Raw genomic sequence first — 12,880 nt, 5'->3', positions numbered from 1 at the left:
CCGCATCCGTGTGAGTACAACGGGCTGAAAGGGAAGAAAGGCCCCGCATGGGACGCACATCGAAGAAGACGCTGACCGGCACCGCCCTCGCCGTGACCGCCGCCGCCGTGGCCGGCGGCCTCGGCACCGACCCCCGTTCCTCCTGGTACCACCGGCTGCGCAAGCCGTCCTGGCAGCCGCCCCGGCAGGCGTACGGCCTGGTCTGGACGCCGCTGTACGCGACGATCGCCTACGCCTCCGCCCGCGCGCTGTCCCTGGGGGACGAGCGCTCCCGGCCGGCCCTGCGCCGGGCGCTCGCGGCGAACCTCGCGCTCAACGCGGCCTGGCCGCCGCTGTTCTTCAAGGCCCGCAGCCCGCGCCTCGCGCTCGCCGAACTGGTCGCGCTCAACGCGTCGAACGTCCTGCTGACCCGCCGCTTCCTCCGTCAGGACCGTGCGGCGGGGCTCCTGCTGCTGCCGTACACGGGGTGGACGCTCTTCGCCACCGCGCTCAACGCCTCCATCGCCCGCCGGAACCCACCGGAAAAGGCGTAACGGGGGGCCGCGGGGCGCGGACTCCGCGACGGGCCGGGGCTACTGGGCGGCGGGGTCGAGCTGGGGGGAGCGCTCGGCCTCGTCCGGCGGCTCCTGGGACTCCAGGGCCGTGAGGATCGTGGTGAGGACCTCCCGGAACCTCCGCACCTGGGTCGTGGTGAGGGGGTCGAACAGCACGCGGCGGACCTCCTCCACGTGGCCCGGCGCGGCCTCCACGAGCGCCGCGAAGCCCTCGTCGGTGAGCTCGGCGACGGTCGTGCGCCGGTCCTCGGGCCGCTTGACCCGCCGCACCCAGCCCTTCTCCTCCAGCCGGGAGACGGCGTGGGAGAGGCGGCTGACGGAGTAGCGGAGAATGGAGGACAACTCGCTCATCGTCATGGTCCGGCCCGGCGACTCGGAGAGCACCACGATGATCATGTAGTAGGCGTGCGGGATGCCCGAGTCACGCTGTAACTGCCGTTCTAGGGCGTCCTGGAGGAGCTGGCTCGTCCTGATGTAGGCGCGCCAGGTGCGCTGCTCCTCATCGTCGAGCCATCGCGTGCCGGACATGCGCCAAGACTACCGGCCGGTCGGCACAATCTTTGTGGGCCAAAGACCCTGGTTCGATCGTTCCGTGCAGGAAAGTCTCAGGGGCATGGACGAAATGGAGCGCATCGACGCCTACTGGCGGGCCGCGAACTACCTGTCGGTCGGGCAGATCTACCTGATGGACAACCCGCTGCTGACCGAACCGCTGAGTGCCGAGCACGTCAAGCCGCGGCTGCTGGGCCACTGGGGCACCACCCCCGGGCTCAACTTCTGCTTCGCCCACCTGAACCGCGTCATCCGGGAACGCGACCAGGAGATGATCTACATTGCCGGGCCCGGCCACGGCGGCCCGGCCGCGGTGGCGCACGCCTGGCTGGAGGGCACCTACACCGAGCGCTACCCCCACATCACCCGGGACGCGACCGGCATGCGCCGGCTGTTCCGCCAGTTCTCCTTCCCCGGCGGCATCCCCAGCCACGTGGCGCCCGAGACCCCCGGCTCCATCCACGAGGGCGGCGAGCTCGGCTACGCCCTGTCCCACGCGTACGGCGCGGCCTTCGACAACCCCCGCCTGGTGGTGGCGTGCGTCGTCGGGGACGGCGAGGCCGAGACCGGCCCGCTGGCCACCGCCTGGCACTCCAACAAGTTCCTGAACCGGGCCGGCGACGGGGTGGTGCTGCCGATCCTGCACCTCAACGGCTACAAGATCGCCAACCCCACCGTGCTGGCCCGCATCCCCGAACCCGAGCTGCTCAAGCTGTTCGAGGGGTACGGCTACCGCCCCCACATCGTCTCCGGCCACGAGCCGGCCGAGATGCACGAGCTGATGGCCGGCACCCTCGACACGGTCTTCGACCAGATGGCCGACGGCGGCCCGCTGCCGATGATCATCCTGCGTACGCCGAAGGGCTGGACCGGCCCCCGCGAAGTGGACGGGCTTCCGGTCGAGGGCACCTGGCGCGCCCATCAGGTGCCGCTGACCGACGTGCGCGACCGCCCCGACCGCCTGGAGACGCTGCGGGAGTGGATGCTCTCCTACCGGCCCGAGGAGCTGTTCGACGCGGACGGCCGGCCGGTCGAGGCCGTCACGGCCACGGTGCCGGACGGGCCGCTGCGGATGAGCGCCAGCCCGCACGCCAACGGCGGGGAGCTGCTGCGCCCGCTCGTGCTGCCCGACTTCCGCGACTACGCCGTGGAGGTCAAGAGCCCGGCCACCGCCTCCACCGAGCCGACCCGCGTGCTGGGCGGATTCCTGCGCGACGTGATCGCCGCCAACCCGGAGAACTTCCGGCTCCTCGGCCCGGACGAGACCGCGTCCAACCGGTTGTCGGCGGTGTTCGAGGCGACCGGCAAGGAGTGGGAGGCGGCCCTGCTGCCGACGGACGAGAACCTCGGCCCGGCCGGCCGCGTGATGGAGGTGCTCAGCGAGCACCAGTGCCAGGGCTGGCTGGAGGGCTACCTGCTGACCGGCCGCCACGGGCTGTTCAACTGCTACGAGGCGTTCATCCACATCGTCGACGCGATGTTCAACCAGCACGCCAAGTGGCTGGAGTCGTCCCGCAAGATCCCCTGGCGCAGGCCGGTGGCCTCGCTCAACTACCTGCTGTCCTCGCACGTGTGGCGGCAGGACCACAACGGCTTCAGCCACCAGGACCCCGGGTTCCTCGACGTGGTGGTCAACAAGAAGGCCGAGGTGGTGCGGGTCTACCTGCCGCCGGACGCCAACACGCTGCTGTCGACGGCCGACCACTGCCTGCGCTCCCGCGACTACGTCAACGTCGTCGTCGCCGGCAAGCAGCCCGTGCTCGACCTGATGAGCATGGACGAGGCGGCCGTCCACTGCGCGCGCGGGCTGGGCATCCTGGAGTGGGCCTCCACCGACGAGGGCGCCCACCCCGACGTCGTGCTGGCCTGCGCCGGGGACGTGCCGACCCTGGAGACCCTCGCCGCCGCCGCGATGCTGCGCGAGCACCTGCCCGAACTGAAGGTGCGGGTGGTCAACGTGGTCGACCTCATGCGGCTGCAGCCGGCCTCCGAGCACCCGCACGGGCTGCCCGACGTGGAGTTCGACGCGCTGTTCACCACGGACCGGCCGATCATCTTCAACTTCCACGGCTACCCGTGGCTGATCCACCGCCTGACCTACCGCCGTAATGGACACGAGAACCTGCACGTGCGCGGATACAAGGAGGAGGGCACCACCACCACGCCGTTCGACATGGCGATGCTCAACGACATCGACCGCTACCACCTGGTGATGGACGTGATCGACCGGGTGCCCGGCCTGGGCAGCACGGCCGCCCACCTGCGCCAGCGCATGGCCGACGCCCGGCTGCGCGCCCGCGCCCACACCCGCGAGTACGGCGAGGACCCCGCCGAGATCCGCGACTGGACCTGGCCCGCCTCCTGAGCCGAGACGCCGGGCGGGGCGCCGGCGACACCGTTGAGGGGATCCCCGGCCTCAAAGCCGGGGTTCAGCCCTCCCGGCGCAGGTCACAGGAAATGGCGACGGAATTTCCCGGCGGGGCCGTCGACCCCGGCGAAACCCCGTGGGAGGCTGCCGTCCGAGAGGCCGGCGAGGAACTCGGCATCACACCAGTGAGGTGCGGTGACCGGCGGACAGCTCGGTCAAGTGCCTGCCCGCCGGTTCGTACCCGCCGGTGGAGTCCCCGGAGGGACCTGCTGCGGTGACTCTCCCCGTCGAAGCCGCGGCTGCACTTCGACGTGCGATCCGCTTCACGAACTCCGGATGATCACGTGGTGGCCGTTCTCATGCCACCTCAACGGCGAAGTATCCCGTGGTTCCTGATCGGATGATCAGTTGTGCAGCTTCCCGCTGGCGCCTCCGCAGCTCCAGTAGATGCGGAGGTAGTAAGACCCATAGAGGCCCCCTACGGTGCCGCTCACCGTCCCAGAGCCGACGTGGCGGTGGTAGACGACCACCCCGTTGCCGGCGTCGATGATCTGGAAGTCGGCCTGAGCGCAGAGGAAGCCACCTTCCACGTAGTAGGCGATATCGTGGGCGCCGCTCGCGGGAATGTTGGCGGTGGTGCACCCGGAGGAACCGAGGTTCACGACGCAGTTCACCTCCGTGTACGCCTGCGCGGTACCCGTCCCCAGCGCGCTGGCGGCTGCGAAGCCTGCCGCTGCGAGCACTGCCCCGGCTACGCGCCTTTTCAGTCGATTCATGTCTGTCCTCCCGTGATGATCTCTTCTAGTAAAGATCACCTGACAAGTGGTAAACCGTCAATGTCTGGAGAGAGCTTTTTTGGACGGAAGGACGGATAACGGGAGTCGGCGGTGGCGGCCGGTCTTTGATCTCGATGTCACGTGCCGGGGCGTACCAGGCCGCTCTCGTAGGCGAGGATGACCAGCTGGACCCGGTCGCGCACGTCCAGCTTGGCGATGGCCCTGGTGATATGGGTCTTGGCGGTGAGCGGACTGATGACGAGGCGCTCGGCGATCTCGTTGTTGGAGAGTCCGAGCGCCACGAGCTTCACCGTCTCCAGTTCCCGGGCGGTGAGGACGGTCAGCCGCTGTCCCGTGCCGGGCGTGGGGTCCTGCCGGTGGGCGAACTGCTCGATGACGCGGCGCGTCACCCCCGGAGACAGGAGCGCGTCACCGTCGGCGACGGCGGCGACCGCCCGGCGAAGTTCGGCGGGTTCGACCTCCTTGGTGAGGAAGCCGCTGGCTCCGGCGCGCAAGGCGGCGAAGACGTGTTCGTCGGTGTCGAACGTCGTGAGGATGATGACGCGGCAACCCGGAGCGGCCGGGCCGGTGACGATGCGCTTCGTGGCGGTGATCCCGTCGGTGCCCGGCATTCGGATGTCCATGAGGATCACATCGGGGCGGGTGCTCGCGGCCAGCCGTACGGCTTCGTCGCCGTCCCGGGCTTCGCCGACGACCGTGATGTCCCGGGATCGCGCCAGCAGGCTGCGGAAGCCGGCCCGCACGAGTGCCTGGTCGTCGGCGAGGAGCACCTTGATCGTCATGCGGCCGAGCCTGCCACAGGGATGTCGGCCCGCACGGCGAAGCCGCCGGGGACCGGCCCCGCGGTGAGCTCGCCCCCGAGTGCGCTCACCCGCTCGCGCATGCCGGTCAGGCCATGGCCTTCGGTGGCATCGGCGCCGCCTGGGGTGCCGCGGCCGTCGTCGGTGATCTCGACGGTGACCGAGCGGGGCCGGTAGCCGATCGTCACCTCGGCCTTGCTCGCCCCCGCGTGCTTGAGCGTGTTGGCGAGGGACTCCTGCACGACGCGGTGAACGGCGATGGCGGTGATGGCGGGGACGGCCGCGCGGTCGCCGTGCTCGTCGAGGGTCACCTCAAGCCCGGCGGCGCGGGTGTCGGAGATGAGAGTGCCCAAGGAGGCCAGATCCGCCTGGGGCGCGGTGCCGGCGGGGTCGTCGCGCAGGACCGTGACGAGGGAGCGGAGGTCGGCCATCGCCCGGTTTCGGATGTTCTTCGCCAGGCGCAGTGCGGCGGCGGCCGCGGCCGGGTCCTCCTCCAGAGCGTCGGCGGCGACGTTGAGCTGGACGCCGACGACGGCCAGCGTGTGGGCGATGACGTCGTGAACCTCGTGCGAGACACGCAGCCGTTCCTCGGCGGCGCGCGCACGGCTGTCGGTCTCGCGCAGTCGCTCACGCCAGCGCATCCCGGCGGCGTACGTGAGACCCGCGGCGACGAGAACCGCCAGGAGCAGTCCTTCCCCCGCGACGTGGATCAGGTAGCGGACCGGGTTATGGTCCAGGACCCTGCGGGCGTCGACGGCGGAGTGGACCAGCTGGGCCAGGCCGAGGGCGGGCACCCAGCGCACGCGTGGCGTGGTGGCGGCGGTGAAGTAGGCGACCGCGGCCGGCCAGATCCAGCCGGCGGGGGACCAGTGCCCGGTGAGGTGGTAGACGAGGATCCCGCCGATCGACAGCAGCAGCACGGTCATCGGCCACCGGCGTCTGACCAGCAACAGGGCTCCGAGAAGCAGACCGAGAGGGATCGTGCCCTGCCAGGGGTCGCGCACCCCGGTGGCGAGGGCCACGGCGACGAAGAAGACCAGAGTGAGGGCGGCAAGCGCAAGATCGGTGATCCGGGCCAGGTGCCGGACTGGCGCGGGCCCGCGTCCCGGATGCGGATCGGCCATGTGGAGGCTCTTTCTCGAGGGGCGAGGGGTCTGCGGCCGGGCCGCGTCGCCCTGGTGGTCACATGGGCGACGCCGCCCGGCATGTCCGGCTTCCGTGATCGCATGGAGCGGTGGGCTCGAGGACCGCGGAAGCTCTGGATCTGTTCACCGGCCCGGGCGGGAAGGTGCGGGTCAGACGTGGGTGACCAGGAGGGTCACGCCTGCCTCGCCGCCGCAGTCGACGAGGACAGGACCGACGCCGTTGCCGATCCTGGAGGCGAGGGTCGCCTTCGCGATGAACCCCTTCGGGTCGTCCTCGACGATGCGGATGTTCCGGAGCACCGGGTGCTCCCTGTCGAGCCCGGCGATCACGGCCTTGAGCCCCTTACCGCCGCCGCAGTGACCGGTGATCGTCACCTCCTGGCCGCGCCTGGTGGTGGGATTGGGGCTGACCTGAACCACCGCCCTGGCGCCCTTCGGCGGCTTCGGCGCGGCCATCGCAGCAGTGGCCTCGCCGGCCGTGCCGGCCTGGGCACCAGCCGGCGCGCCGGTCGATCCCAGCAGACCGGCCGTCAGGCTCAACCCGGCGATCGCGGTCAGCGCTCTCCTGTTCATGGCGACTCCTCCAGTTCTCATCCGGCTGTCTCGACGAGAAACGCTAGGCCGGGCCGCGGCGGGAGCGCGTCGTCCATTGATCGTCACCTGACCGTGCACCGTTCGCCGTACGCGCTACACCGAACGGAGTAGGCGCCGGTCCTCAGCGACCGCACGAGGCCGGCACTGTCGCCGCCCGGGTGAGGAGGGCGGGCAGGATCACGGGGCCAGCCGGGCGACCGCTCCTGTTTCCAGGGCGGTCCACACAGCGCCGTCCGGGCCCATCGCGATGCCGTGGGGTTCCGATGAGGGGGTGGGCAGGTCGTGCTCGGTGATCACCCCTGTAGGGGTGACGCATCCGATGCGGTTGGCGCCCCATTCGGTGAACCAGCCCTCTCCGGAGGGCGCGGTGGTGATGGCGTGGGGTCTGGCGCTCCGATCGGGCAGCGGGAACTCCCGGATCGCGCCGTCCGCACCGAGCCTGCCGATCTGCCCCGCTCCGATCTCCACGAACCACACCGCGTCGTCGGCCCCGCACGTGATGCCCACCGGTGCGGCGCCGTCGGTGGGCAGCCTGTGAATCGTGACCTTGCCGTCCAGGTCGAGCCGGCCGACGGCGTTGGCCTGGTTGAGGGTGAACCACAGTGCGTCGCCGGGGCCGGAGGTGATCACGGAGGGGAACGCTCCCTGTACGGGGAGGGAGAAGTGGGTGATCCGGCCGTCGGTGGTGATGCGGCCGATCCGGTCGGTGTTCATCTCGGTGAACCACAGGGCGCCGTCCGGGCCCGCGCAGATGCCGAAGGGGCCGGCGCCGGGTTGGGGCAACGCGAAGGCCGTGAGGGTCCCGTCGGTGGTCATCCGGCCGATGTGGTGGTCGGCGGACCCCGTGAACCACAGTGCCCCGTCCGGGCCCGCGGTGATCACGCTCGGCCTGCACCCGGCGGGACCCGCGGGATACCGGCTGAGCTCACCGTTGACGGCCAAGCGGGCGATCTCACCGCTGTGGACCAGGGTGAGCCACAACGCGGCGTCGGGCCCGGTCGTGATGCCGTAGGGACCCGCCTTCGCGTCCGCGACCGAGAACTCCCGAATCGATGGACGGTCGGAGTGCTGCACCTTCTGGGTCCCTTCCAGTGCGAGGGCGCTCGTGCGGCCTCGGGAACGAGGCGGTCGTCGACACCCTGCCCGTCAGCGCCGAAGCAAGGCAACCCGTTTCACGCGGCGCGACTCGGCCGCGCCCTGCGGAGCCGCGCGGAACACGCCCCCGCCGGTGCGCCCGCTCAGGGGTGAGGGCGCAGGCCGTTGAGGATGACGTCCAGGAGACGGTGGGCGCGGGCGTCCCACTCGGCGGGCTCCAGGCGGGTCAGGTAGCCGACGAGCAGGATGACGTCGCGGGCGTCCACGTCGGGGCGGATGACGCCGTCGGCCTTGCCCGCGTCGAGGAGCAGGGTCAGCGCCTCTCCGATCGGGCCGAGACTGTGCGCGGACAGGTCCTGCCACACCGCCACCTCGAGGGCCGCGAACACCCCGCGCTTGATGCTCGCGTACTCGGCCACCCGGTCCAGCCAGCGGGCCAGGGCGGGCAGCGGCGCGTGCCCGGCGAGCAGCGCCGGTGCGGCGGCCACGAGGTCGTCCACGTCCGTGCGATAGACCTCGGCGAGCAGGGCCTCACGGGTCGGGAAGTGGCGATACAGGGTGCCCTGGCCGACGCCCGCCCGCTTGGCGATCTCGTTGAGCCGCACCTCGTCCGCGTTCGCGATGACCTCTCGTGCGGCCCGGAGGATCCGTGCGCGGTTCTCGGTGGCGTCGGCTCGGCGGCGGGGTTCGTTCATCGGTCCTCTACGGGGCGGGGCGACTAAGCGGACACATGTCCGGTACGGTGGGTGCAGACCTAAGCGGACACATGTCCATTTTATCTGGAGGATATTCTCATGTCAGCCATCAGCGGCAAGGTCGTGGCCGTCACCGGGGCGAGCAGCGGGATCGGCGAGGCCACCGCGCGCCTGCTCGCCGAGCGGGGCGCCGCCGTCGTGCTCGGCGCGCGGCGAACGGAACGGCTCGACGCGATCGCCCGCCAGATCCGTGACCGCGGGGGGCGCGCCGTCACCCGCGCCGTCGACGTCACCGCCCGCGAGGACCTCGAAGGGCTCGTCGGCCTGGCCGTCACGGAGTTCGGACGGCTCGACGTGCTGGTGGGCAACGCCGGCATCAGCAAGGTCGGCCCCATGGCCGACCTCGACGTGACCGGCTGGTCGGCGATGATCGACGTCAACCTGCGCGGCGTGCTGCACGGCATCGCCGCCGCGCTGCCGGTCTTCCGCGAGCAGGGGCAGGGCCACCTCGTGACCACGGTGTCGACCGCCGGGCTGAAGATCACGCCCACGATGGCGGTCTACGCCGCGACCAAGAACGCCGTACGGACCCTCCTGGAAGGGCTGCGGCAGGAGTCGACCGACGGCGTGCTGCGGACGACGGCGATCTCGCCGGGCTACGTGCGGACGGAGCTCCCCGGCTCCATCGACGATCCCGAGGTCCGCGAGGAGATCCGCCGCACCATGGACCGGCACGCCATCGCGCCGGAGGCCGTCGCCCGCGCCGTCGCCTTCGCCGTCGAGCAGCCGCGTGACGTGGAGATCGGAGAGATCGTCATCCGCCCGACGACCCAGAACTGATCCGGTCGCCCGGCGCCTGGGCGCCGGGCCGGTCCCGCGCGCGATCCGGCGCGCGACAATTCCCATCGTGACGTCTCCCGATGTGACCATGTGGCTGGCCGGTCCGCGCGGCACGCGCGTGGAGCTGCGACGGCAGGGGTCCCGGGTCAGCGAGCGTCACGGAAGCCGGGCCGAGGTGCTGATCGACGACGTGGACGAGGACGTCGCCGCCGTGCACTTCGAGCTGGCCGTGGACCGACACGTCGCCGGCGGATACTCCCCCCGCGCGCGGGAGGCGGCGCGTGGCGTCCTCGGCACCCCGCCGGACGACGCCGGATACGCGTTCGCCTTCGCCGCCAAGGTCGGCGGCGCCCGGGGAGAGCTCATCAGGGCACAGGCGCTGCGGCTGTGGGAGGACGATCAGGCGGCACGGGACGCCGAGCGGTCGGCGATCCAGGCGATCCACTCCCAGGTGTCCTTCTACGGCCTGCTGGACGACCACCTCCTCCTGATCCCGGACGGACCCGCGATCCACGCGTACGTCGACGGGCACGATGTGGTCTCACTCGTCGACGGGCTGGCCACCGCCAAGGGCATGACGCCGGCCCGGCTGGGCTTCGACCCCGGGCGCGAGCCCTGGCGGATCGATCTCATGGGCCGGCACCGGCTCCGGGGCCTGCTCGCCGGCGAGCACATGAGCCGGCTGCGCTCGCTCCGGATCCGCACCTGGGGTGGCACCGCCCAGCTCGACCCGGTCCTGAGCTCCTACTCCGCCGGTGACCGGCTCAGCCACCTGTGCCTGCCGAGCCAGCGCGACGACCTCGCCGAAGAGCCGGTCGCCGGGCGATACCCCGGGCTGCGCGCACTGGAGTGTCCCGCGTGGCAGGTGGCGGGGCTGCTCCGGGAGGGGGCGCCCCGGCTGCACACGCTCGTGGCGTACGGCGCGGACGAGCGCACGCCCTCCCTGCTGGACCTGCTGGCCGGGCTTTCCCTGCCCGCCCTCCGCCACCTCGCCCTGTGGGAGACACACGTGGATCCCGCGACCCTGGGCGCCTCTCCGGTCGTCGCGAGGCTGGCCACCCTCGACCTGTGGAAGGTCAACGACGCCCCCCGGTTCGACTTCTCCGCCCTGCTGCGGCAGCGGCGGGAGCTGGCGCACCTGGAACGGATCGTCGTCCCCGGGCACTGCGTCCCCTCCAGCACCGTCGGCCGGTTCGCCGACTGGCCGCAGGTGACCTTCGCGAGTCACGACCGCCGCGAGCTGCTCGCGCTCGACCTCGACACCCGGGGATACCCGCTCGCCATGTGAGCCGGGATCACTCACCTCAACGGGCAGGTCAGCGCGGGTTCCGCTCGGTCAGTCGCAGGGTGAGGCCGTGCGGCTCCAGGTGCAGCCGCGGCCGCGGGCGTACGGAGCCGGGGCAGGGGTGCAGGCGCCAGGACCGGACGATGCCGGCGAGGGACAGCGTCAGGTCCATGAAGGCGAGTTCGTAAGCGATGCATTTGGACTCTCCTGCCCCGAAGGGCAGCCAGCCCTTCACCTGATGCGGGTCACGTCCGTCCCACCTGTACGGATCGAAGTCCTCCGGGGAGGGGAACAGGTCGGGCTGGTGGTGCAGCACGTATGGGCTCAGCAGCACCTGCGCCCCGGCCGGGATGCGCCGGGAGCCGATGGTGGTGTCGGTGACGGTCACCCGCGGGAAGATGTAGCTGGGAGAACGCCTCCGCAGCACCTCGGCGACGACGCCTCGGGTGCGGGGGAGCCGGGCCATCACCTCGGCGGCGGTGTGCTCCCGGCCGAGCTGTGCGACGGCCTGCGCCTCGTCGGCCACTTCGGCGTCCAGTGCGGAGTCCTGGGAGAGCTGGTGCAGGGCCCAGGCGTGGCCGACGGCGGTCGCGGTGATCCCGCCGAGGAGCACGGTCATGGCCGTGTCGCGCACTTCCTTGTCGCTCAGCCGGTCCTTGTCGCCGGGCCGGTCGCCGTCGCCGGGCCGGTCGCTGTCGAGGGCGGTGGTGAACATGGACATCAGGTCGCCGTGGTCCCTGCCGTCCTTCCGGTAGGCGGCGATCTCCTCGTCCAGGAAGCGCAGCAGCCTGGCCTCGCTCGCGCGATAGCGGCGATTGCGGCCGGTGGGCAGGCGGTTGAGGCCGGGGGCGATCATCCGCAGGATGGTCTGGTGGTCGACGAAGTCGGTGACGGCCTGCCGCAGCCCGGCGACCTCCGGTCCGAGGTCGCGGCGGCAGAACATGGTCGCGAGGTTGGAGCGGGTGGCCAGCGACCGCATCTCCAGCAGCACGTCCAGGACCTGTCCGTGCCGCCACGTCGCGGTGACGGCGTCGACCTGGGCCTGGATGGTCCGGGCATAACCGGTCATCCGGCCGCTCTGGAAGGCGGGCTGCGCGAGCCGGCGGAGTCGTTTGTGCCTGACCAGGGGGCAGGTGGCCATGCCGTCCCCCGACGAACCGCATGTTCTCTTGAACTCCTCCCCGGCCTGAAGGCCGGAGGTTCTCCCGTCGTGTCGCGGTTAAGCGGCGCGTGGGGGTTGACGCTTCGCGGACCGGGCAGCCCCGAGGTCTCCACGTCCTGACACCGCAGTTCCTGCGGCGTTGCGTATGTTGATCGCGGCGTTGGTGTCGGCGTGCCCGGTCCACCCGCAGGCGGGGTTGACGCAGGCGTACCTGATCCCGTTCCGGGCCGCCGGGTGGCGGTGGCCGCATTGGTGGCAGGTCTGTGACGTGCCCGGGGCGGGCACCTTCACCACCAGCCCGCCGCGATCACGGGTTTTGTATGCCAGCAGGGTGACCGTCCGGCCCCACGCCTCACCGGTGATGGCGCGGTTCAGCCCGGCCTTCTGCCTGACGTTCCGGCCGGGGTTGTCGATCGTGCCGGTGGCGGAGCGGACCATGGTCGTGATCTGCAGATCTTCCACCACGATCACGCCGTAGGTGCGCGCGAGTTCGGTGGTGGTCTGGTGCTGCCAGTCGACGGCCCGGCGCTTGGCTGTCGCGCGGAGCCGGGCGATCCGGTCATAGGTGCGGGCCAGCCGTCTGGACATGGGCCGGCCGGGAGCGCGCGTGCGGCGCTGGCGGGCCGAGGTCTTCTCCAACCGGCGCAGGCGTTGTTTCTCGCCGTCGCGCAGCCAGGGTCCGTGCTCGCGCATGGTGCCGTCCGACAGGGCCAGGGCGACGGTGATCCCCCGGTCGATCCCCACCGCAGGGCCGGGGCGGGCGGCCGGGGCAGGCACCTGGCGTTCGGTCCGGAACACGATCTGCCACCCGAAGGCATCTTTGACCAGGCGGGCTCCGGTGATCCGCCCGGCCGGGCCGCCCCTGGTGACGCCGGGCAGATCCTTGGTCCACCGGAAGCGCACCCGCCCGGCCTTGGGCAGGTTGACCGCGCCCCACCGCCGGTTCAGCCGGGCGATGTCCAGGTCCCGCCCCTGGGGGACATCCACGGCCAT

General features: G+C 71.5%; 14 protein-coding genes. 5 read left to right on the top strand and 9 right to left on the bottom strand.

All coding sequences use genetic code 11. From position 1 onward, the window contains the following. Positions 1–47 precede the first annotated feature (47 nt). On the top strand, positions 48–533 hold the full coding sequence (locus Mam01_RS27075) for a TspO/MBR family protein (RefSeq protein WP_204287995.1): 486 nt from the start codon (positions 48–50) through the stop codon (positions 531–533). Positions 534–572: 39 nt separating this feature from the next. Here the strand turns inward: Mam01_RS27075 and Mam01_RS27070 are convergent, their stop codons facing one another. Continuing rightward, positions 573–1,082, bottom strand: coding sequence for a MarR family winged helix-turn-helix transcriptional regulator (locus Mam01_RS27070; protein WP_150938559.1), 510 nt, complete (start codon positions 1,080–1,082; stop codon positions 573–575). A gap of 85 nt (positions 1,083–1,167) precedes the next feature. Here Mam01_RS27070 and Mam01_RS27065 point away from each other — a divergent pair, with 85 nt between their 5' ends. Beyond that, positions 1,168–3,471 carry a phosphoketolase family protein gene (locus Mam01_RS27065; protein ID WP_239101650.1) on the top strand — a complete coding sequence of 768 codons (2,304 nt, stop codon included), beginning with the start codon at positions 1,168–1,170 and terminating at the stop codon, positions 3,469–3,471. 92 nt (positions 3,472–3,563) lie between these two features. After that, positions 3,564–3,752: an NUDIX hydrolase gene (locus Mam01_RS37755; protein ID WP_204287993.1), complete on the top strand. Its 189-nt coding sequence runs from the start codon at positions 3,564–3,566 to the stop codon at positions 3,750–3,752. A gap of 126 nt (positions 3,753–3,878) precedes the next feature. Here Mam01_RS37755 and Mam01_RS27055 read toward each other — a convergent pair whose 3' ends face one another. From Mam01_RS27055 to Mam01_RS27030, 6 genes are all read right to left on the bottom strand, one after another. After that, entirely contained in the window at positions 3,879–4,250 is a 372-nt protein-coding gene (locus Mam01_RS27055; RefSeq protein ID WP_204287992.1) for a hypothetical protein, read from the bottom strand. Positions 4,251–4,387: 137 nt separating this feature from the next. Continuing rightward, entirely contained in the window at positions 4,388–5,053 is a 666-nt protein-coding gene (locus Mam01_RS27050; RefSeq protein ID WP_204287991.1) for a response regulator transcription factor, read from the bottom strand. Further along, on the bottom strand, positions 5,050–6,195 hold the full coding sequence (locus Mam01_RS27045; RefSeq protein ID WP_204287990.1) for a sensor histidine kinase: 1,146 nt from the start codon (positions 6,193–6,195) through the stop codon (positions 5,050–5,052). Before Mam01_RS27045 ends, Mam01_RS27050 begins: the two co-directional genes overlap by 4 nt. 171 nt (positions 6,196–6,366) lie before the next feature. Then, on the bottom strand, positions 6,367–6,789 hold the full coding sequence (locus Mam01_RS27040) for a hypothetical protein (RefSeq protein ID WP_204287989.1): 423 nt from the start codon (positions 6,787–6,789) through the stop codon (positions 6,367–6,369). 198 nt (positions 6,790–6,987) lie between these two features. After that, positions 6,988–7,884, bottom strand: a complete 897-nt coding sequence (locus Mam01_RS27035) for a Vgb family protein (protein WP_204287988.1) — start codon at positions 7,882–7,884, stop codon at positions 6,988–6,990. 164 nt (positions 7,885–8,048) lie between these two features. After that, entirely contained in the window at positions 8,049–8,600 is a 552-nt protein-coding gene (locus tag Mam01_RS27030; RefSeq protein WP_204287987.1) for a TetR/AcrR family transcriptional regulator, read from the bottom strand. Positions 8,601–8,699: 99 nt separating this feature from the next. Between Mam01_RS27030 and Mam01_RS27025 the strand changes: the two genes are divergently transcribed. After that, a complete protein-coding gene (locus Mam01_RS27025; RefSeq protein ID WP_204287986.1) occupies positions 8,700–9,440 on the top strand; it encodes an SDR family oxidoreductase in 741 nt (246 codons plus the stop codon). A 67-nt stretch (positions 9,441–9,507) separates the two neighbouring features. Then, a complete protein-coding gene (locus Mam01_RS27020) occupies positions 9,508–10,728 on the top strand; it encodes a hypothetical protein (protein ID WP_204287985.1) in 1,221 nt (406 codons plus the stop codon). A 28-nt stretch (positions 10,729–10,756) separates the two neighbouring features. On the opposite strand, the gene Mam01_RS27015 is transcribed toward Mam01_RS27020, so the two are convergent. Both Mam01_RS27015 and Mam01_RS27010 read right to left on the bottom strand, forming a co-directional pair. Further along, positions 10,757–11,866 carry a cytochrome P450 gene (locus Mam01_RS27015; RefSeq protein ID WP_204287984.1) on the bottom strand — a complete coding sequence of 370 codons (1,110 nt, stop codon included), beginning with the start codon at positions 11,864–11,866 and terminating at the stop codon, positions 10,757–10,759. Positions 11,867–11,944: 78 nt separating this feature from the next. Then, on the bottom strand, positions 11,945–12,880 hold a 936-nt coding region (locus tag Mam01_RS27010), incomplete at its 5' end, for an RNA-guided endonuclease InsQ/TnpB family protein (protein ID WP_204287983.1).

The organism is Microbispora amethystogenes (assembly GCF_016863015.1).
GTDB lineage: Bacteria > Actinomycetota > Actinomycetes > Streptosporangiales > Streptosporangiaceae > Microbispora > Microbispora amethystogenes.
Note: the sequence above shows the minus strand (reverse complement) of the source record. Positions and strands in the feature narration are given on the sequence as shown.

What these genes read in the sequence shown, in the direction of transcription:
- Mam01_RS27075 (WP_204287995.1), top strand. Translation starts at nt 48, where the DNA reads ATGGGACGCACATCGAAGAAGACGCTGACCGGCACCGCCCTCGCCGTG.
- Mam01_RS27070 (WP_150938559.1), bottom strand. Translation starts at nt 1,082, where the DNA reads ATGTCCGGCACGCGATGGCTCGACGATGAGGAGCAGCGCACCTGGCGC.
- Mam01_RS27065 (WP_239101650.1), top strand. Translation starts at nt 1,168, where the DNA reads ATGGACGAAATGGAGCGCATCGACGCCTACTGGCGGGCCGCGAACTAC.
- Mam01_RS37755 (WP_204287993.1), top strand. Translation starts at nt 3,564, where the DNA reads ATGGCGACGGAATTTCCCGGCGGGGCCGTCGACCCCGGCGAAACCCCG.
- Mam01_RS27055 (WP_204287992.1), bottom strand. Translation starts at nt 4,250, where the DNA reads ATGAATCGACTGAAAAGGCGCGTAGCCGGGGCAGTGCTCGCAGCGGCA.
- Mam01_RS27050 (WP_204287991.1), bottom strand. Translation starts at nt 5,053, where the DNA reads ATGACGATCAAGGTGCTCCTCGCCGACGACCAGGCACTCGTGCGGGCC.
- Mam01_RS27045 (WP_204287990.1), bottom strand. Translation starts at nt 6,195, where the DNA reads ATGGCCGATCCGCATCCGGGACGCGGGCCCGCGCCAGTCCGGCACCTG.
- Mam01_RS27040 (WP_204287989.1), bottom strand. Translation starts at nt 6,789, where the DNA reads ATGAACAGGAGAGCGCTGACCGCGATCGCCGGGTTGAGCCTGACGGCC.
- Mam01_RS27030 (WP_204287987.1), bottom strand. Translation starts at nt 8,600, where the DNA reads ATGAACGAACCCCGCCGCCGAGCCGACGCCACCGAGAACCGCGCACGG.
- Mam01_RS27025 (WP_204287986.1), top strand. Translation starts at nt 8,700, where the DNA reads ATGTCAGCCATCAGCGGCAAGGTCGTGGCCGTCACCGGGGCGAGCAGC.
- Mam01_RS27015 (WP_204287984.1), bottom strand. Translation starts at nt 11,866, where the DNA reads ATGGCCACCTGCCCCCTGGTCAGGCACAAACGACTCCGCCGGCTCGCG.